The 17139-nt window shown below is 70.2% G+C and carries 18 protein-coding genes; 7 read left to right on the top strand and 11 right to left on the bottom strand.

Annotation, left to right across the window (positions count from 1 at the left end):
- Nucleotides 1-21 precede the first annotated feature (21 nt).
- Nucleotides 22-633 (top strand): PadR family transcriptional regulator, encoded by a 612-nt coding sequence (locus tag ACFW5B_RS11280; protein WP_386436736.1) that lies wholly within the window; start codon nucleotides 22-24, stop codon nucleotides 631-633.
- A 474-nt stretch (nucleotides 634-1107) separates the two neighbouring features.
- Here ACFW5B_RS11280 and ACFW5B_RS11275 read toward each other — a convergent pair whose 3' ends face one another.
- From ACFW5B_RS11275 to ACFW5B_RS11265, 3 genes are all read right to left on the bottom strand, one after another.
- Nucleotides 1108-2073 carry a sugar phosphate isomerase/epimerase family protein gene (locus ACFW5B_RS11275; RefSeq protein ID WP_386436734.1) on the bottom strand — a complete coding sequence of 322 codons (966 nt, stop codon included), beginning with the start codon at nucleotides 2071-2073 and terminating at the stop codon, nucleotides 1108-1110.
- A 255-nt stretch (nucleotides 2074-2328) separates the two neighbouring features.
- On the bottom strand, nucleotides 2329-3312 hold the full coding sequence (locus ACFW5B_RS11270; RefSeq protein WP_386436893.1) for an acyl-CoA dehydrogenase family protein: 984 nt from the start codon (nucleotides 3310-3312) through the stop codon (nucleotides 2329-2331).
- Nucleotides 3312-4484, bottom strand: coding sequence for an acyl-CoA dehydrogenase family protein (locus ACFW5B_RS11265; protein ID WP_386436731.1), 1173 nt, complete (start codon nucleotides 4482-4484; stop codon nucleotides 3312-3314). The genes ACFW5B_RS11270 and ACFW5B_RS11265 overlap by 1 nt, the downstream gene beginning before the upstream one ends.
- A gap of 225 nt (nucleotides 4485-4709) precedes the next feature.
- Between ACFW5B_RS11265 and ACFW5B_RS11260 the strand changes: the two genes are divergently transcribed.
- Both ACFW5B_RS11260 and ACFW5B_RS11255 read left to right on the top strand, forming a co-directional pair.
- Complete coding sequence (locus ACFW5B_RS11260; protein WP_386436728.1) at nucleotides 4710-5492, top strand: SDR family oxidoreductase; 783 nt, start codon at nucleotides 4710-4712, stop codon at nucleotides 5490-5492.
- A 118-nt stretch (nucleotides 5493-5610) separates the two neighbouring features.
- Nucleotides 5611-6768: an acetyl-CoA C-acetyltransferase gene (locus tag ACFW5B_RS11255; protein WP_386436725.1), complete on the top strand. Its 1158-nt coding sequence runs from the start codon at nucleotides 5611-5613 to the stop codon at nucleotides 6766-6768.
- A 1100-nt stretch (nucleotides 6769-7868) separates the two neighbouring features.
- Here the strand turns inward: ACFW5B_RS11255 and ACFW5B_RS11250 are convergent.
- From ACFW5B_RS11250 to ACFW5B_RS11240, 3 genes are all read right to left on the bottom strand, one after another.
- The gene (locus tag ACFW5B_RS11250) at nucleotides 7869-8150 is read right to left on the bottom strand and encodes a hypothetical protein (RefSeq protein ID WP_386436722.1); all 282 of its coding nucleotides are present in this window, start codon (nucleotides 8148-8150) and stop codon (nucleotides 7869-7871) included.
- Nucleotides 8151-8421: 271 nt separating this feature from the next.
- Entirely contained in the window at nucleotides 8422-8667 is a 246-nt protein-coding gene (locus ACFW5B_RS11245) for a hypothetical protein (protein WP_386436719.1), read from the bottom strand.
- Nucleotides 8664-8888: a hypothetical protein gene (locus ACFW5B_RS11240; RefSeq protein WP_235468242.1), complete on the bottom strand. Its 225-nt coding sequence runs from the start codon at nucleotides 8886-8888 to the stop codon at nucleotides 8664-8666. The genes ACFW5B_RS11245 and ACFW5B_RS11240 overlap by 4 nt, the downstream gene beginning before the upstream one ends.
- A 119-nt stretch (nucleotides 8889-9007) precedes the next feature.
- On the opposite strand from ACFW5B_RS11240, the gene ACFW5B_RS11235 reads away from it, so the two are divergent.
- Together ACFW5B_RS11235 and ACFW5B_RS11230 are read left to right on the top strand one after the other, a co-directional pair.
- Complete coding sequence (locus ACFW5B_RS11235; RefSeq protein ID WP_386436715.1) at nucleotides 9008-9751, top strand: XRE family transcriptional regulator; 744 nt, start codon at nucleotides 9008-9010, stop codon at nucleotides 9749-9751.
- Between the two features lie 3 nt (nucleotides 9752-9754).
- Nucleotides 9755-10225, top strand: coding sequence for an NUDIX domain-containing protein (locus ACFW5B_RS11230; RefSeq protein ID WP_386436890.1), 471 nt, complete (start codon nucleotides 9755-9757; stop codon nucleotides 10223-10225).
- A 205-nt stretch (nucleotides 10226-10430) separates the two neighbouring features.
- On the opposite strand, the gene ACFW5B_RS11225 is transcribed toward ACFW5B_RS11230, so the two are convergent.
- From ACFW5B_RS11225 to ACFW5B_RS11205, 5 genes are all read right to left on the bottom strand, one after another.
- On the bottom strand, nucleotides 10431-11534 hold the full coding sequence (locus tag ACFW5B_RS11225) for a hypothetical protein (RefSeq protein WP_386436712.1): 1104 nt from the start codon (nucleotides 11532-11534) through the stop codon (nucleotides 10431-10433).
- 269 nt (nucleotides 11535-11803) lie between these two features.
- Nucleotides 11804-12877: an NAD(P)H-dependent flavin oxidoreductase gene (locus ACFW5B_RS11220; RefSeq protein ID WP_386436709.1), complete on the bottom strand. Its 1074-nt coding sequence runs from the start codon at nucleotides 12875-12877 to the stop codon at nucleotides 11804-11806.
- Nucleotides 12874-13617 carry a CoA-transferase subunit beta gene (locus tag ACFW5B_RS11215; protein ID WP_386436706.1) on the bottom strand — a complete coding sequence of 248 codons (744 nt, stop codon included), beginning with the start codon at nucleotides 13615-13617 and terminating at the stop codon, nucleotides 12874-12876. Before ACFW5B_RS11215 ends, ACFW5B_RS11220 begins: the two co-directional genes overlap by 4 nt.
- Nucleotides 13614-14453: a CoA transferase subunit A gene (locus ACFW5B_RS11210; RefSeq protein ID WP_386436703.1), complete on the bottom strand. Its 840-nt coding sequence runs from the start codon at nucleotides 14451-14453 to the stop codon at nucleotides 13614-13616. Before ACFW5B_RS11210 ends, ACFW5B_RS11215 begins: the two co-directional genes overlap by 4 nt.
- 3 nt (nucleotides 14454-14456) lie before the next feature.
- The gene (locus tag ACFW5B_RS11205) at nucleotides 14457-15242 is read right to left on the bottom strand and encodes an enoyl-CoA hydratase family protein (protein WP_386436700.1); all 786 of its coding nucleotides are present in this window, start codon (nucleotides 15240-15242) and stop codon (nucleotides 14457-14459) included.
- 82 nt (nucleotides 15243-15324) lie between these two features.
- Here ACFW5B_RS11205 and ACFW5B_RS11200 point away from each other — a divergent pair, with 82 nt between their 5' ends.
- Nucleotides 15325-16155 (top strand): SDR family oxidoreductase, encoded by an 831-nt coding sequence (locus tag ACFW5B_RS11200; RefSeq protein WP_386436697.1) that lies wholly within the window; start codon nucleotides 15325-15327, stop codon nucleotides 16153-16155.
- Entirely contained in the window at nucleotides 16152-17069 is a 918-nt protein-coding gene (locus ACFW5B_RS11195; RefSeq protein WP_386436694.1) for an SDR family oxidoreductase, read from the top strand. Before ACFW5B_RS11200 ends, ACFW5B_RS11195 begins: the two co-directional genes overlap by 4 nt.
- Nucleotides 17070-17139: the final 70 nt, after the last annotated feature.

The raw sequence follows: 17139 nt of genomic DNA, 5'->3' as shown, positions 1-17139 counted from the left end.
CGCGGACGTAGGATGCGGCACGTGACGGAGAAGAGGGGCGACGCCGTGGACACCGTGACCGGCGAGGCCGGGCGACCGGCGCTGCCGGCGACCAGTTGGGCGGTGCTGGGACTGCTCTCCTTCGGCGAGGAGCTGTCCGGCTACGACCTGAAGAAGTGGTCCGACTGGTCGCTGCGCCTCTTCTACTGGAGCCCGTCGTTCAGCCAGATCTACGGCGAGCTGAAGCGTCTGGAGAAGGCCGGTTACCTCACCTCGCGGATGGTCGCCCAGGAGACCGGCAACCGCGACAAGCGGGTCTATGTGATCACCGACGCAGGCATGGCGGCGGTACGGCACTGGGCCCGCGAGGCACCGGTGGAGCCGCCCGTCCTCAAGCACGGTGTGATGCTGCGGATGTGGCTGGGGCATCTGCTGGAGGCCGACCGGATGCGCGAGGTGCTGGGCCGGCACCGGGAGTACGCGGAGTCCATGCGGCAGCGCGCCGAAACGGACGTCGAGGACACCCACGGCGAGGAGGGCTGGGACTGTCCCGCACTCGTCCTGAAGTGGTCGGAGCGCTACTACGCCGCCGAACGGGACCTGGCCGACGCCATGCTGGCCGACCTGGACGAACGGGACCGCCGGCGCCTTTAGTGGGCCCGGGACGTCTGCTGCTCGGCAGCCACCCGTCACATGTGAGGCCGGCCGGGCTGACGACGGTCCGCCAGGAGGCTGTGCGCACGGCTGGGTACGCGGTGCGGTTCGCCGTGGTGCGCCTGGAGAACGTGGAGTTGGCGCCACCGGAGGCGGTCCTGGCTCCGCAGTTGGTGGGACGCGGGACGAGCGGGCCGCCGCGGGCCGAGTGCGGCGAAGGTGCCCGCGCGTACGCTCCAGGGCACTACATCTGGTCCCCCAAGGCTCCTGACACGGACGGTTCGACAGGTCGGGGAACCGCACGCCCCCAAACGCTGGGTCAGTTCTTCTTCGACGTGTTCCAGGGAGCGGCCGTTCGTTTCCGGGACGGCCCGGACGTAGAAGGTGAGCGTGCCGATGTTCACCGCGGCGAAGAGGAAGAACGTGTAGCCGTGGATCGTGCTGATCAGGACGCGGGATGGGGCGAGGGCGTTGTCAGATGCGGGCCGGGGCCCAGTCGGGCGCGTCGCGGATGACCACGGACCTCAAGAGTTCGGCGGAGCGCCGGACGCCCTCTTCCGAACCCACCAGGACGTCTTCGTGCTCGATGTTCAGCGGCCCGTCATAGCCGGCGGACCGCAGCACATAGACGAACTCCGACCAGAAGGCCGCGCCGCCCGGGTGACCGAGGCCCAGGGTGACGTAGTTCCACGACCGCTCCGCGGCACGCGTCGGCGGCAGGGTGTCCAGAACGCCGTTGACGGCGGAGTTCGGATGCTCGACCCGGGCGTCCTTGGCGTGTACGTGGAAGATCGCGGAGCCCAGGCTGCGGATCACCGCGAGAATGTCCGCCCCCATCCACATCAGATGTGAGGGATCGAGATTCGCGCCCACCACGTCCTCACCGGCCGCTTCCCGGAGCCGGTGCATCGTCGCCACGTTGAAGACGAGCTGGCGCCCGTGCATCTCCACCGCGAGCCGCACGCCACGCGCGCGGGCGAACGCCGCAAGGTCGCGCCAGTAAGGGATCGCCACCTCGTTCCACTGGTATTCGAGGATCTCCAGCGTCTCCGGTGGCCATGACGTGGTGATCCAGTTCGGGGTGCTTTCGCCCTTGGCGCCCGGCAGACCGGACATCAGCACGACGGTGGGCACGCCCAGCTCCCCGGCGACCGTGATCGTGTCGCGAACCACCCGGTCGTGGTCGGCACCCTGGACCGGGTGCAACTGGTTACCGTTCGCGTTCAGGGCGCTCAGCGAGAGTCCGCGGGACTCCACCGCGCTGAGCAACTGCTTGCGCGCCGCCGGGTTCGATACCAGTTCGCCGAGGTTCGCGTGCGGGCTCTCCGACCAATTGCCGGTGGCGACCTCAACCGTGTCCAAGTTCAGCTCGGCCGCGAGGTCAAGTGCCTGCTCAAGCGGCTGGTTTCCGACCGAGTCGGTGATGAGTCCGAGTTTCACGGGGCATCCGATCTGCCGTGGTTCGAGGCATGAGGGGAGGGGAACCGCCCTCAAGCGCGGGAGCCTACGTTCGAATGTCATGACATTGCAATGGGTTGGACGCCCCTTGGTTCGGGGAACGTTCCGGCCGGGTCACCCGCCCGTGTGTCACGGTGGCGGTGCGTTTCCCCCGTCGCCGGTAGCGACGTGCGGCGGCTCACCGCCGAGGGGGCGCGCGGGTTCAGGAGATGGTGGGACCGCTGCACGCCCCAGAGGTCAACCGGCCAGGACGCGGGCGCGGCAGTCGGCCGAGGTGCCCCAGGCGTCCCGCAGCGGACGGGCCTTGCGGATCCACAGCGAGAGGTCCAGCTCTTCCGTGTAGCCGATGGCGCCGTGCAGTTGGAGCGCCGTGCGGGCCGCGGCATACCCGGCCTCGCCGGCCGCGACCTTCGCCGCCGCCACCTCCCGGCCCGCCGACGGGGCGTCCACCGCCACCGCCAGGGCCGCCGCACGGACCAGCGGCTCGGCGAACTCCAGCCCGAGGAGGGTGTCCGCCAGCCGGTGCTTGACCGCCTGGAATGACCCCACGGCCACCCCGAATTGGGTGCGCTGCCTGACGTACGAGACGGTCGCGGCCAGCAGGGCGCGGCCGAGCCCGAGCGACTGCGCGGCGGTGGCCAGCCGCGCGATCCCGACGGCGTGCGCGGCGGCCGCGGTCACCGCCGGGCCCCGGGCCAGCACGGCGCCGCCGTCCGGACGGGCCACCCGCCGCGCCGGGTCGAGACAGCCCTGCACCGGGCCGTGGGCCTCCGCACGGCAGACCGTGTCGCCCCGTACGACGAGGACGGCATCGGCGGCATCCGCGTCCAGGGCGTACGGGTCCGCCCCGGCGCACAGGCCGAGGACGGCCCCGCCCGCGGCGATCCGCGGCAGCCACTCCCCGGCCTCCGGCTCCGCCCCGAGCCGCGCCAGCAACGCGGCCGCCGCCACCGTCTCGGCCAGCGGCCCCGGAACGGCATGCCGCCCCAACTCCACGAAGGACAGCGCGAGTTCCACCGGCAGCAGCCCCGACCCGCCGTGCCGCTCCGGAACGGCGAGCCCGAACACCCCCGCCTCCGCGAGCCGCAGCCACAGCGCCCGGCCCGGCCGGTGCTCCCCGGCCGCCCAGGCCCGCACCACGGCGGGCGTACCGGACGCCCCGAGCAGGCCGTCCAGCGTCTGCCCGAACTCCCGCTGCTCGGCGGTCAGGAGGAACCGCATCACCGGCGTCCCTTCGGCAGGCCGAGCAGCCGCTCGGCGATGATGTCGCGCTGGATCTCATTGGTGCCGGCATAGATCGGCCCGGCGAGCGAGAAGGTGTAGCCCTCCGCCCAACTCCCGTGCGCGGGCGCCTCGTTCGTGTCGTCGGAGAGCGTCCCGTACGGGCCGAGCAGGTCCAGCGCGGTTTCGTGCAGCGCGATGTCCAGCTCGGACCAGAAGACCTTGTTCAGGCTCGACGCGGCGCCGGGGTCCTCCTCGCCGGCCGCGAGCCGGGAGGCATGGGCGTAGGTGAAGAGCTGGTAGGCGCGGGCGCCGATCAGCGCGTCGGCCACCCGGTCGCCGAGGGCCGTACCGGCGTCCTCGGGGGCCTCCCGCCACAGCGCGGCCAGCCGCTCGGCGGCCGCGGTGAAGCGCCCCGGACTGCGCAGCGTCAGACCCCGTTCCTTCCCCGTGGTGCTCATCGCGATCCGCCAGCCCTGCCCGGGTTCGCCGATCACGTCCGCGTCGGGCACGAAGACCTCGTCGAGGAAGAGTTCGGCGAAGGCGGGCTTGCCGTCGAGGCGGCCGATGGGGCGTACCGTCACGCCCGGTGCGTCCAGCGGGAACATCAGATAGCTGAGCCCCTGGTGCGGCCGGGCGGTGTCCGGGTCGCTGCGGAACAGCCCGAAGGCGCGGTCGGCGAACGCGGCCCGGGACGACCAGGTCTTCTGCCCGCTCAGCAGCCAGCCCCCTTCGGTCCGTACGGCGGCCGAGCGCAGCGACGCCAGATCCGACCCCGACTCCGGCTCCGACCAGGCCTGCGCCCAGATGACCTCACCGCGCGCCATGGGGCCGAGCACCCGCGCGCGCTGCTCCTCGGTGCCGTGCTCGAACAGGGTCGGGGCGAGCAGGCTGATGCCGTTCTGGCTGACCCGGCCGGGGGCGCCCGCGGTGTAGTACTCCTCCTCGAAGACCAGCCACTGCCAGAGCGAGGCGCCCCGGCCGCCGTACTTCTCGGGCCAGGAGACGACCGACCAGCGGTCCGCGGCGAGCCGGTGCTCCCACTCCCGGTGGGCGGCGAACCCCTCCGCGGTCTCCAGTGACGGCAGCGGCGCGGCGGGGACGTGGCGGGCGAGCCAGGCGCGGGCCTCGGCCCGGAACTCCTCTTCGGCGGCGGTGAATTGGAGGTCCATCAGGCGCCTGCCTCCGGTGGGCGGGGGAGTGGCCCGTCGCGCCGGGGCGTCTGGTCGTGGGCAGCGGGCATCGCCATCGGCCTCCTTCTCTAACAAGTGTTTGGTAGGTTAACGTAGCGCCATGAGCAGCGTCGAGGCCGCACCGACGGCGAGCACCCGCGCCGTTCCGCGACCGGACCGCCCGGCCCCGGACCGGGCCGGAGACCATCCGCTGGAGGCTCGCGTATGACACCGCCCCCGTACGTGCCCGGCCACCATCTGCTCGACGGCCGGACCGCCGTCATCACCGCGGCCGCCGGAGCCGGGATCGGCGGCGCCACCGCCCGCAGGTTCCTGGAGGAGGGCGCCCGTGTCGTCATCGGCGACGCCCATGCGCGCCGGCTGCGGGAGCACGCCGCGGCGCTCGCCGCGGAGTTCGGCGACGGCAAGGTGGCCGCCCTGCCCTGCGACGTCACCGACGAGGACCAGGTCAACGCCCTGCTGGAGCTGGCCGTGGAGCGCCACGGTCGGCTCGACATCGTGGTCAACAACGCCGGGCTCGGCGGCACCGCCGATCTCGTCGAGATGACCGACGAGCAGTGGGGCAAGGTCCTCGACGTGACGCTGAACGGCACCTTCCGCTGCACCCGGGCCGCCCTGCGCCGGATGCGGGCCACCGGCAGCGGCGGCGTGATCGTCAACAACGCCTCGGTCGTCGGCTGGCGCGCCCAGCGCGGCCAGGCCCACTACGCCGCGGCCAAGGCCGGGGTGATGGCGCTGACCCGCTGTGCCGCCATGGAGGCCGCCGCGTACGGCGTCCGCGTCAACGCGGTCTCGCCCAGCCTCGCCCTGCACCCGCATCTGGTGAAGGTGACCACCCCCGAGCTGCTCGCGGAGCTGACCGAGCGCGAGGCGTTCGGGCGCCACGCCGAACCCTGGGAGGTCGCCAATGTCATCGTCTTCCTGGCCGGCGACTACGCCTCGTACATGACCGGCGAGACGGTGTCCGTCAGCTCCCAGCACGCGTGAGCCGCGGCCGGACGGACGCCCGGCCGCCCCGTACCGCCCGGGGAGTTCGCCGCCCGCACCCGGCAGCACCTTGCGGAACCGACCGGCACGTCCGCAGAATCTGACCAGGGAGACCACCATGGCCGAGGCCTACATCGTTGACGCGGTCCGCACCCCGGTCGGCAAGAAGGGCGGCGGTCTGTCCGCCGTCCACCCCGCCGACCTGGGCGCCCATGTACTGACGGCGCTGATGGCACGCACCGGCACCGACCCGGCGGCCGTCGAGGACGTCGTGTTCGGCTGTCTGGACACGGTCGGGCCGCAGGCCGGGGACATCGCCCGGACGTGCTGGCTGGCCGCCGGGCTGCCCGAGGAGGTGCCCGGCGTCACGGTCGACCGGCAATGCGGTTCGTCCCAGCAAGCCGTCCACTTCGCCGCCCAGGGCGTGCTCTCCGGCACCCAGGACCTGGTGGTCGCGGGCGGGGTGCAGAACATGTCGCAGATCCCGATCGCCTTCGCCAGCCGGCAGGCCGCCGCCCCGCTCGGGCTGACCGACGGACCGTTCGCCGGCTCCGAGGGCTGGCGGGCCCGTTACGGCACGGCGCCCGTCAACCAGTTCCACGGTGCCGAACTCATCGCGTCCAAGTGGCACATCTCCCGCGAGGACATGGAGGAGTTCGCCCTCCGTTCGCACCGGCGGGCCGTCCGCGCCCTCGACGAGGGCCGCTTCGACCGCGAGGTGGTCCCCTACGGGGACGTCACCGCCGACGAGGGGCCACGGCGCGGCACCTCGCTGGAGAGGATGGCCGCCCTGCCGCCGGTCGTCGAGGGCGGCCGGCTGACCGCGGCGGTCTCCTCGCAGGTCTCCGACGGCGCTGCCGCCATGCTCCTGGCCTCCGAGCGGGCGGTGGCCGAACACGGGCTCACCCCGCGCGCCCGGATCCACCATCTGTCGGTGCGCGGTGAGGACCCCATCCGGATGCTGTCCGCACCGATCCCGGCGACGGCGTACGCGCTGAAGAAGGCGGGCATGTCGATCGGCGACATCGATCTGGTCGAGATCAACGAGGCGTTCGCGCCCGTGGTGCTGGCCTGGCTGAAGGAGACCGGCGCCGACCCGGAGCGGGTCAATGTCAACGGCGGCGCGATCGCCCTCGGCCATCCGCTCGGCGCGACCGGCGTCCGGCTGATGACGACGCTGCTGCACGAACTGGAGCGCACCGGCGGCCGGTTCGGGCTGCAGACCATGTGCGAGGGCGGCGGCCAGGCCAACGTCACGATCATCGAGCGTCTCTGACGGCCCCCCGGAACGAGCTCACGTGGGACGAAACCGTCAGCGCCCGCACCCAACGTCGTGCTTTGCCGGGCTGCAAAATTCGAAAACTTCTCGCTATCTGGAGTCCCGGAATCCGGCACCTCGTAAAGAATGTTGTCTAGAGTCGTTGGCTCTCTCAAGGGGGCGGCAATAGCGGCGTGATGATGAACTGACCCCAGGCGGTCTGTAATATTCACCCTTTGAAATTCTTCTAGACCTTGTCGGCGCATCCATTCATTTGCAGCTTTGATGTCGTCCTCGTATATTTCAACTATCTTGGCGTAGCCGTCGACGTTCCTCATGCCTTCCGCCATGCGGGCCTGCATTGTTTCTGCTGTTCCTGGGCGCTCGGCGGCGATGTGCATCAGCCTATCCAGATTGCCAAGGTAGCGAATTGAAAGCCATGCAATAGAGGTCGCAATGATTACCGTAATCGCGGAGGTGAGCGCCGTGTTCCTTGATAGGGCTGCTGTATAGAATTCCCCTATCGAGCTCAAATTCACGAATGTTAAAGTCAGGGCAACTCCCAGGGCGCCGAAAGTTAGGGATGCCAGGTTGATCAAATTCGTGCGAGCGCGATCTATGCGGACCTTAATTCCTGGACGTGCCGCCCGCAGGGGATACGTTATAAGGCTTAGGCGATCTTGCGCCCATTGCCCTGTAACTCTCATGATGGGACCTTTGGTCAATCACCTTCAGTCAAACATGCGAAGCCAACGCGTGCCACTGCGCAATTGATTGAGTCGTTTATTATTCCCGGTTCAATGAACTGCGTCGCTGACATCCACGAGTGACATCAATGGCGCCACACCCGGGCACCCCTGCACGGCTCAGCACATTCGAGCCGACCGTCCACTGACACCCCCGAGCCGCGCTCGGATGGAACTCCTAAGGCAGGCGTCGGCGCATGCCAGATCAGGCGGACAGTCACGGTCAACGCGGGTGCGTGGGAGTGCAGTGATTGCGTTGCAAAGGAGGAGACTGCTCGTCGCGTGACCACCACAGATGTGCTAGAGGTCACCGCCAGGCTTACAAAGCAGCGATCGTGAAGCCAGCGCACCGTCGTAGTAGCTCCGACCGCCCTATGGGCCGGCCTTTCGCCACCTGAGCGCTTCTTCCCGCGCTGCGTTGCCCAGAGCTAGCGCGGCTTCCACAGGGAGCGACAGTCGGAGTACTCCCGAGCCATCAGTTGTTGTCGATGCCGTCGACATGACGTGGGTCGTGTCGATGCCGGCCTCATCCATTGCGCCCTTCAGCTCCGTCGCAGCGTCGACGGCGCTCCGCCAGTCGGCCAGGTAGTCCACTCCGCGGACCCACATCCAGCCGTCCGGTTCCAGAGCCTCGTCGTCGAAGTTCGGGTCCATCGGATCGTGCTGCACAGAACGTCACTCCCAGGAGCAGCAGTTGATTACCTGGGGCTGTCCCCCGCCGGTCAGCGGGCATGACTGCCGCCCCAGTACCATCGGCACCGGGGTCCGCGAGGGCTCCGGACCGGACCACCCCGAATGCTGTCCAGGCGAGGGGGTCCGGTCTCACATGTCTTGGGTCAGCCGTTGTCAGGGGTGCTGATGACGACAAGCGGCACGACTATCGCCGCCCAGAAGGCCACGATCAGAATGCTGAATAGTCGCTGTCTCACAGGCACTCACCGTCCGTCGGCGTCATGCGCCAGAACCGTGTGACGGTCTCGCGGTACCCGCGGTGTGAGGGGTGTTGGCCGGTATGCGAGAAGGCCCAGTCGCGTGCGGTCTCGAACTCTTCCGAGGGGTCTGCTGCGGCGTTGCAGGACATGCACTCCAACTCGTGCACCATCTCGGGGGCTTCCGGAGCGGTCTCCGGTCCCATCGTCCATCTGAGATAGCGGAAGACGGACCTGGTCACAGCCCGCTCCTGCTGTGAGCGTTGAGTTCTGCCACTCGTGAGCTCAGATCGTCACAGGAACCGAGTGCGCGTAGATCCTCCGGACGTGCGTCCCATTCGATCCCGCCTTGGGGCGGACGCAGTTGTACGTGCGACCACATGACGTCCATGACCCGGCCGACCCGGCCGCTCCTGGTGTCCAGCGTCAAAGTGCCCACCGCAGGGGCTTTCTTGTCGCTCATGCAAGGAGGATCACGGCGATGCCCAGGACGTAGGAACCTCACCCAAAGCCCATTTTGGGACGTCCCAGAGGAGGTAGAACGTCCCTAGCAACGTCCCAACTTCCAGGGAGAGACTGCGGATGCCGAACGAGAGGCTTCGAGCCGCCATGGCAGCCGGAGGGTGGACCCATGCCACCCTCGCAGCCAGGGCTCAGGTGGACCCCAAGTCCGTGGAGCGATGGGTCAACTTGGGCCGGACCCCGCGACGGGCGACGGCCCTGCTGGCGGCTGAGACGTTAGGAGAAGACGTGCATGCACTTTGGCCGGCGCTCAGGCAAGCACGCTCCGCCCGCGCTGTCAGCTCAGAGCTGGTCGCGTTGTACGACCAGCGGGCGGACGTTCCCGTATCCACGTTCACGGACATGCTGGCGGAGGCCCGCGAGAACATCGACGTACTCGTCTACGCGGCGGTCTTCCTGCACGAGGGGTTTCCCCGCCTGAACGATCTGCTCCGTGAGCGTGCCACCGAAGGGTGCTCTGTACGCATCGCGTTGGGTGATGCGGAGAGCGAGAACCTGCGGAAGCGCGGCGAGGAGGAACGGTTCGGGCACGGCATCGAGTCGCGTTGCCAGCTCGCTCTCATGCACTACCGGTCGATCCTCGGGGTACCCGGAGTCGAGATCCGGACCCACGGAACCACGCTGTACAACTCCATCTACCGGGCGGACGATCAGCTCCTGGCCAATGCCCACGTCTGGGGCGTGAACGCCTATGGGGCACCGGTATGGCACCTTCGTCGCAACGGGGATGGTGGAATCTTCGACACCTACGCCCAGAGCTTCGACGCGGTCTGGACGACGGCGAAGCCTGTACCCGAGGAGTGAACCCTGTCGCGCACCGAGTACTACGACGATCCCGATGCCCCCGAGCCCAACAGCCTCGTCGTTGCCGCTTCAGCTGTGGTGACCGACGACGAGGGCCGCATCCTGCTCCAGCGGCGCCGGGACAGCGACCTCTGGGCCCTGCCCGGCGGTGGCATGGAGATGACCGACTCCCTTCCTGGCACCGCGGTCCGGGAGGTCAAGGAGGAGACCGGGCTGGATGTGGAGATCACGGGGCTGGTGGGCACGTACACCGATCCCCGTCACGTGATCGCCTACACGGATGGAGAGGTGCGGCGGCAGTTCAACGTGTGCTTTACCGCGCGCCTCGTCGGAGGGCAGCTTGCCATCTCGGACGAGTCCACGGAGCTGCGGTTCATCCAGCCCGATGAGATCGGCGATCTCCCGATGCACCACACGCAGCAGCTCCGTATCCGGCACTTCCTTGAGCATCGGGAGCGCCCCTACCTGGGGTGATGCGGCTCGTAACGGGGGCAGTCGTCAGTCGGCACCGGCGTGATGACCGTTGGGCAGAACCGTCCCCCGTTCGCCTCCGACGGGCACTTAGCTTGAGCGCAGTCCCGGCGAATCTGTCAGCCCGTGCGATCCGATCAGCGTTCCGCGGAGTGAGGCGAGTCTTTGCCGCGGCTCCCAACGGAATGGATGTGAAGGTGCCTTGAACTTAAAGGCGGCGTAGAACCTGTGCCTCCGCCCGCTCGACAAGCGTACGGCCGTATGCGTGCACGAGGGAGAGATGGAAGAGGGACGGTGCCAATGGTGCCCAGCGGTGGATGCGGTTGGTGCGCAGCATGTATTTGACCACCGTTGCCGGCCGGAAGGGAACGTAGTCGATGGTCTGGTGCTCCCAGCGATCGGCGACACCCCTGCTGATACGCGCTTGTAGATCCGCGCTCGAGAGGTCCTTCAGCCTGGCATGGAAGTGACCACTCCAGTGGCGCTTGTCTATGTCCAGGACGAAGGCCAGCAAATCGAGAGAGTATTCGTGGGGCTCCAGGGACAATTCCTCCCGCATCCCGCGACGAGCCACCGCGTGCAGGTCCGGTGCGCTCCGGCCCGAAGAATCGATGTGCCTCGAAAGGCCCTCGTTGACGGAGGAGTTCCAGACGTCCGGTGCCATGCGCACCCGGTTGCTGCGTTGGCTCACGACGAGCATGTCGTCGGCGGTGACCACGGCGACGTTGACGGCGAAGCTGCACTGGAGAAAGGACGGAGCTGTCAGTGGGTCGTCGGGATTCAGATAGCGGGTCCGCGGTGTGGTGCCGTCAGAGAGCCTACGGTCCAGTTGCTGAGCGGCGAGGAACGTGTAGTAGTCCGTAGGGCGCAGCCTCAGGTGAATTTCGGGCGTCTCGTCGAGAGGGGTGCGGGAGATGTCGAAGGACTCTACGGCGTAGCGGGGACCGTTCCACAGCGGCGTGCGTCCCTCCGCCCGCAATCGCTCGCCCTCTTCGGCGATTTCGTCTCGCCAGTCGGCCATATCCGGTGGCAGAACCACCTCTTCGTCGAGCACTTGGACGTTGATGGCTGCCGGGGGCACGGGAGACGATCCGTCGCCTTCGACGATCAATGCGGAAGTCCGCAGGGGCCCGAGCGAGAACGTCTGCCAGACGGGCCCCGACTCCTCCCGCCGTCGCATGGCGTGAATCGCGGTCGTGGAGCGCTTGCGTAGTCGGTACCAGGTGTCCTGCAGCGGCTGTTGGAACAGCACGGCGCAGATCATGCCGAGCACGGCACCCACCAGTCCGTTGGCAACATCGATTCCGTCCATGCCAGAGACGGTAAGGATCTTGACGCTTCCGGGAGACCTTAGTGCCTCATCCGTTACCCGGTGGCCCGGCCGGCCGGTTGCGTCGGTGGGAAGGCCGGCGCACGTTGACGCCACGACGGCAGCGCGCCAGCAAGGACATGCCACCACGGACCGGGAGCGAGCTGCGTGGGCTACTCCTCCGTGGCTTCCCGGCGCAGGCGCAATGGCCGTCGGGCACGACCGGCCCCAGTTCCTCTCCGACGGGGCACTTAGCTTGACCCCCGTCCCGCTCAGCCCCTCGTGCCCGACGGCAGCCCGGCCAGTGTCCGGTGCGCCTCGGCCATGATCCGTCCGACCAGCTCCGCACACGACGGCAGATCCTCGATCACCCCGGCGACCTGCCCGGACGCCATCACCCCGAGATCGGTGCGTCCGTCGACCATCGACGCCTTGAGCAGCATCGGCGTGTTGGCCGCGAGCAGGACCTGACTCCAGGACAGGTCCCGGCCCCGTCGCATCGCCACGCCGTCCCGGAGCAGCCGCGCCCAGCTCAGCCCGGACACCTTCCGGAACGACGCGGCATGGCGCACAGCGCGGAGCAGCGCGGCGCCGCGCCCGGACCGCTCCAGCGCCTCGACCAGTTCGCTGCGCAGCATCCGGTGCGGCATCCCGTCCACCTTCGTGGTGACGGTGACGTCCTGGACGGCCGCCGCGAGATAGCGGGCCTGGACGGCCGGCGGCACCGTGCTGTCCGACGTCAGCAGGAAGCGGGTGCCCATCGCGACCCCGGCCGCCCCGTACGCCAGCGCCGCGACCAGTCCGCGGCCGTCGAAGAAGCCGCCCGCGGCGATCACCGGGATGTCCACCGCGTCCACGACCTGCGGGAGCAGCACGGACGTGGCGACGCTCCCGGTGTGCCCGCCGCCCTCCCCGCCCTGGACGACGACCGCGTCCGCGCCCCAGGCCGCGACCTTCTCGGCATGGCGGCGGGCCCCGACGGACGGAATGACCACCACGCCCGCGTCCTTGAGCCGGGTGATCAGTTCACGGGACGGCGCCAGCGCGAACGAGGCGACCCGTACGCCCTCCGCCACGACGAGGCGCACCCGCTCCGCCGCGTCCCCCGCGTCCGCCCGCAGATTGACCCCGAACGGCGCGTCCGTACGGGACTTGACCTCGCGCACCGCCGCCCGCAGCTGCTCGACGGTCATGGTGGCCGAGGCGAGGATGCCCAGCGCGCCCGCGTTGGCCGCCGCCGACACCAGCCGGGGCCCGGCCACCCACCCCATTCCGGTCTGCACGAGGGGGTGGCGCACCCCGACGAGCCGGGTCAGCGGCGTCTCGATCCCGGAGCCGGCCGTCATACCGGCGGCACCTCGCGGTCGCGCAGCCCGTCCGGGTCGAGGACGGTACGGATCAGCCGCAGTTCCGTCGCGGTGGGCTCCCGGGTGTACGGCACCACGTCGGGCAGGGCGAGCGGGAACCCGGTGGCCGCCTGGACCTCCGCCGCCGTCACCCCGGGATGGCAGGACGCCAGTCGCATGGCCCGGTCCGGGGTCGCGAAGTCGAGGACGCCGAGGTCGGTGACCACCCGCGGAATGCGGTGGTAGCGGGTCGCGGACGGGCCGGCCGCGGCCGCACTGTCGAAGCCCACCCCGCAGATCATGTCGACCTTCTCGACGAAGACCCGCTGGGAGTGCCTGGGCACCCAGTAACTCACCGGATTGTTGAGGGTGTTGACGGGTGCACCGCGCACCCCGAGGAGCTGGCGGGCGGGCCGGCGCCAGTCGCCGATGCAGGAGATGTTCTGGTTGCCGAAGCGGTCCAGCTGGCTCGCGCCCATCATCACATGGCGCCTGCCGCCGGTGACCATGGCGAGATGCCGGCGGTAGGGGAGCCAGCCCTCGGCGCCCCCGTCGAGTCCCACCAGCGTCGCCTCGCCGTCGGTGAGCAGCAGCTCGGGGGAGAAGGTGTGTTTGGCGAGCCGGGCGCCGATCGACGGGATCAGCCCCATCGGGCTGGCGAGCACCTCGCCGTTGTCCCGCCAGGCCTCGGCGCAGGCGAGCACGCAATACTCGGCGCGGGTCGTGGTCGTCCTGCTCACTTCTGCTCCTCGTGCCAGTTCTGGACCGCGGACTGATAGGCCTTCTCGTCCCCGGACAGGAACCGCTCGGCGAACTCCGGCCAGGGCGTGGTGGCGTACAGCTTCTGGAAGGCCTCGTCACGGCGGTGGTCCGGGGCGCAGGAGGTGAAGTGCGCGCCGTTGGGGGCCTCGACGACCCCGGTGACCGTGTGCCGGTTCACCAGCAGGGTCTGCGGCACGGCGGCGCCGAAGTCGTCCACCAGCCGCTCGCAGGAGAGATAGGCGCGGTCCGCGGCCTCGCAGAACAGATCGTCGAAGTACGGGTCGGGGCCGAGGTACTGGCCGTTGCCGAGGCGGTCGGCACGGTTCAGATGGACCAGCGCGGCGTCCATGCGCAGGGCCGGCACGGCGACCAGGGTCTCGCCGTCCTCGTACGGTGAGGTGACGGTCCGCAGACCGGGGTTGACCCGCAGGACGTCCGAGCCGAGGCCGGCCCGTACGGGGAGGAACGGCAGCCGGTTCGCGGCGGCGTGCAGCCCCCACATGAACATCGCCTCGTCGATCTCCATCAGCTCGAACGCACCGCGCTGACGGGCCGCGCGGAAGTGCGGTTCGAGCGGGATCGAGTCCAGCGTCACGAACGCCGTGACCAGCTTGCGGATCCGGCCCGCGGCGGCCAGCAGCCCGACGTCGGGTCCGCCGTACGAGATCACGGTGAGATCGGTGAGGTCGGAGCGGAGCAGCGCGCGCACCAGCGCCATCGGCTTGCGGCGTGACCCCCAGCCGCCGATGCCGAGGGTCATCCCGCTGTGGAGCCGGGAGACGACCTCCTCGGGTGTCATGATCTTGTCGGTCATGGCTCAGCCCTCCTTCGCGGGTGCGCCGTGCGGTGCGTCGTGCGGTGTGCCGAAGGTGTCGCGGACGCGGTCGGCGACCCCGCTGAGATTCGCCTCGAAGGTGAAGCCCTGCTCGAAGCGGTAACTGCGGCGGACGTCGACGGGGTCGATGCCGTTGAGCGCGGCCTTGGCGAGCCGGAGGAGACTGCCGTCCTTCCGCGCGATCTCCCGTGCCAGGTCCCGTGCCGCGGCGAGCAATTCGCCGCGCGGTACGACCCTCCAGACCGAGCCGTGGGCGTGCAGTTCGGCGGCGGTGGCGGTGCGCGAGGTGTAGTAGAGCGCACGCATCAGATGCTGGGGGACCAGCCGGGCCAGATGGGTGGCCGCGCCGAGTGCGCCGCGGTCCAGTTCCGGCAGCCCGAAGGTGGCGTCCTCGCTCGCCACGATCGCGTCCGCGTTGCCGACGAGACCGATGCCGCCGCCCAGACAGTGGCCGTGCACCGCCGCGACCACCGGAACCTCGCAGGCGTACACCGCCGAAAAGGCCTCGGCGCAGCCGTGGTTGGCACCGATCAGGACACCGTGGCCGCCCGCCGCGGTGTCCCGCTGCATCTCCTTGATGTCGACGCCCGCGTTGAAGCCGCGGCCCGCGGCGGTGAGGACGACACAGCGGACACCGGGGTCGTGGCCGGCCGCCCGCACTGCGTCGGCGAGGTCGTACCAGCCCTGTACGGGAAGGGCGTTGACCGGCGGGAAGTCGACGGTGACGACGGCGACGCCCTGGTCCGGTGTGGAGGTGGAGACACCCATGAGGCGATCAGCTACCTTTCCACCAAGCGTTTGTTAGGTAGCGAAGCTAGCAGCGGATCGCGCGCTGCGGGAGGGGTGCCGAATGAGCCTGACCCTCGATCTGACCGGACGGGTGGCCGTCGTCACCGGTGGCACCCGGGGCGTCGGCGCGGGGATCGCCCGCGCGTTCCTGCAGGCCGGTGCGGAGGTCGTGGTCTGCGCCCGGCGGCCGCCGGACACCCCCGTCACCGCGGCCGGCCGCACCGCGCGCTTTTGCCCCCTCGACCTGCGCGACCCGGCCGCCGTCCGGGCCTTCTTCCCGCGGGTCGCCGCGGCGTACGGGCGGCTGGACTGCCTGGTCAACAACGCCGGAGGCACCCCGTACCGGCTGCTCGGGCAGACCGCCGCCGAACGGCACGCCCGGGTCGTCGAACTGAACCTGCTCGCCCCGCTGACCGCCTCGCTCGCCGCGTACGAGGTGCTGCGCGACGGGCCGGCCGGCGGTTCGGTCATCATGATCGGCAGCGTCAGCGGCACCCGGCCCTCGCCCGGCACCGCCGCCTACGGCGCGGCCAAGGCGGGCCTGGAGCAGCTGGCCCGCTCCATGGCCGTCGAATGGGCTCCCGCGGTCCGGGTCAACACCCTGGTCCTCGGCATGGTGCGCACCGAACTCGCCGCTGTGCACTACGGGGACGCGGCGGGCGTCGCCGCCGTCGGCGCCACCGTCCCGCTCGGCCGGCTCGCCGAACCCGCCGAGATCGGCGATGCCTGCGTCTTCCTCGCCTCCGACCGCGCCGCGTATGTGACCGGCGCGAGCCTGCTGGTCCACGGTGGCGGTGAGCGCCCCGCCTTCCTCGACGCCGCCACCGTCAACCACCCCACGCCCGAAGCCCCCGAGGAGATCCGCCATGACGGAACAGGAGAGCTGAGATGACCGGAACCGGAATCTGCGCGGGACGCGTCGCCGTCGTCACCGGAGCGGGCCGCGGTCTGGGCCGCGCCCATGCCCTGGCCCTCGCCGCGGCCGGAGCGCAGGTCGTGGTGAACGACCTCGGGGTGGCTGCCGACGGCGCCGGCGCCTCGGCCGGACCGGCCCAGCGGGTCGTCGACGAGATCCGCGCACACGGCGGCGAGGCCGTCGCCCACACCGGCGACATCACCACCACCGACGGTGCCGCCTCGCTGGTCACCACCGCCCTGGACGCCTTCGGACGCCTCGACGCCCTGGTCAACAACGCCGGGTTCCTGCGCGACCGGATGCTGGTCAACCTCGACGAGGACGACTGGGACGCCGTCATCCGCGTCCACCTCAAGGGCCATTTCCTGCCGTTGCGGCACGCCGCCGCGCACTGGCGCGCCGCGTCCAAGGCCGGCCGTATGCCCGACGCCCGGATCGTCAACACCGGTTCCGGCGCCGGGCTGCTCGGCAGCGTCGGCCAGGGCAACTACTCCGCCGCCAAGGCCGGCATCATCGGCCTCACCCTCGTCGCCGCCGCCGAACTGGCCCGCTACGGCGTACAGATCAACGCCCTCGCCCCGGCCGCCCGGACCCGGATGACCGAGCAGACCTTCGCCGCGACGATGGCGCCGCCCGCCGACGGGGAGTTCGACGCGATGGCCCCGGAGAACGTCTCCCCGCTGGTGGTCTGGCTGTCCTCCGCCGACAGCGCCGGGGTGACCGGCCGGGTCTTCGAGGCCGAGGCGGGCCGGATCACCGTGATGGAGGGCTGGCGCCCCGGCCCCACCGCGGACAAGGGCAGCCGCTGGACCCCCGCCGAGGCGGGCGCCGCCGCCCGTGAACTGCTGGCCGCCGCCGAGTCACCGCGGCCGGTGTACGGCGCACGGTGAGGCCCCGGCCGCCCGCGAACTGCCCCCGGGCATCGGCCGGTTCGCCGCGGGTGGGAGTCCGGGCGCCGCC

Source organism: Streptomyces sp. NPDC058773 (assembly GCF_042746015.1).
Classification (GTDB): Bacteria; Actinomycetota; Actinomycetes; order Streptomycetales; family Streptomycetaceae; genus Streptomyces.
The sequence above is the reverse complement of the archived record's forward strand: the minus strand, read 5'-3'. Positions and strand labels throughout refer to the sequence as shown.

Coding starts and splice junctions, on each gene's coding strand:
- ACFW5B_RS11250 (WP_386436722.1), bottom strand. CDS start 8,150: ATGGACCCGAACTTCGACGACGAGGCTCTGGAACCGGACGGCTGGATG.
- ACFW5B_RS11210 (WP_386436703.1), bottom strand. CDS start 14,453: ATGACCGACAAGATCATGACACCCGAGGAGGTCGTCTCCCGGCTCCAC.
- ACFW5B_RS11200 (WP_386436697.1), top strand. CDS start 15,325: ATGAGCCTGACCCTCGATCTGACCGGACGGGTGGCCGTCGTCACCGGT.
- ACFW5B_RS11235 (WP_386436715.1), top strand. CDS start 9,008: ATGCCGAACGAGAGGCTTCGAGCCGCCATGGCAGCCGGAGGGTGGACC.
- ACFW5B_RS11260 (WP_386436728.1), top strand. CDS start 4,710: ATGACACCGCCCCCGTACGTGCCCGGCCACCATCTGCTCGACGGCCGG.
- ACFW5B_RS11220 (WP_386436709.1), bottom strand. CDS start 12,877: ATGACGGCCGGCTCCGGGATCGAGACGCCGCTGACCCGGCTCGTCGGG.
- ACFW5B_RS11270 (WP_386436893.1), bottom strand. CDS start 3,312: ATGCGGTTCCTCCTGACCGCCGAGCAGCGGGAGTTCGGGCAGACGCTG.
- ACFW5B_RS11265 (WP_386436731.1), bottom strand. CDS start 4,484: ATGGACCTCCAATTCACCGCCGCCGAAGAGGAGTTCCGGGCCGAGGCC.
- ACFW5B_RS11255 (WP_386436725.1), top strand. CDS start 5,611: ATGGCCGAGGCCTACATCGTTGACGCGGTCCGCACCCCGGTCGGCAAG.
- ACFW5B_RS11225 (WP_386436712.1), bottom strand. CDS start 11,534: ATGGACGGAATCGATGTTGCCAACGGACTGGTGGGTGCCGTGCTCGGC.
- ACFW5B_RS11205 (WP_386436700.1), bottom strand. CDS start 15,242: ATGGGTGTCTCCACCTCCACACCGGACCAGGGCGTCGCCGTCGTCACC.
- ACFW5B_RS11195 (WP_386436694.1), top strand. CDS start 16,152: ATGACCGGAACCGGAATCTGCGCGGGACGCGTCGCCGTCGTCACCGGA.
- ACFW5B_RS11240 (WP_235468242.1), bottom strand. CDS start 8,888: ATGAGCGACAAGAAAGCCCCTGCGGTGGGCACTTTGACGCTGGACACC.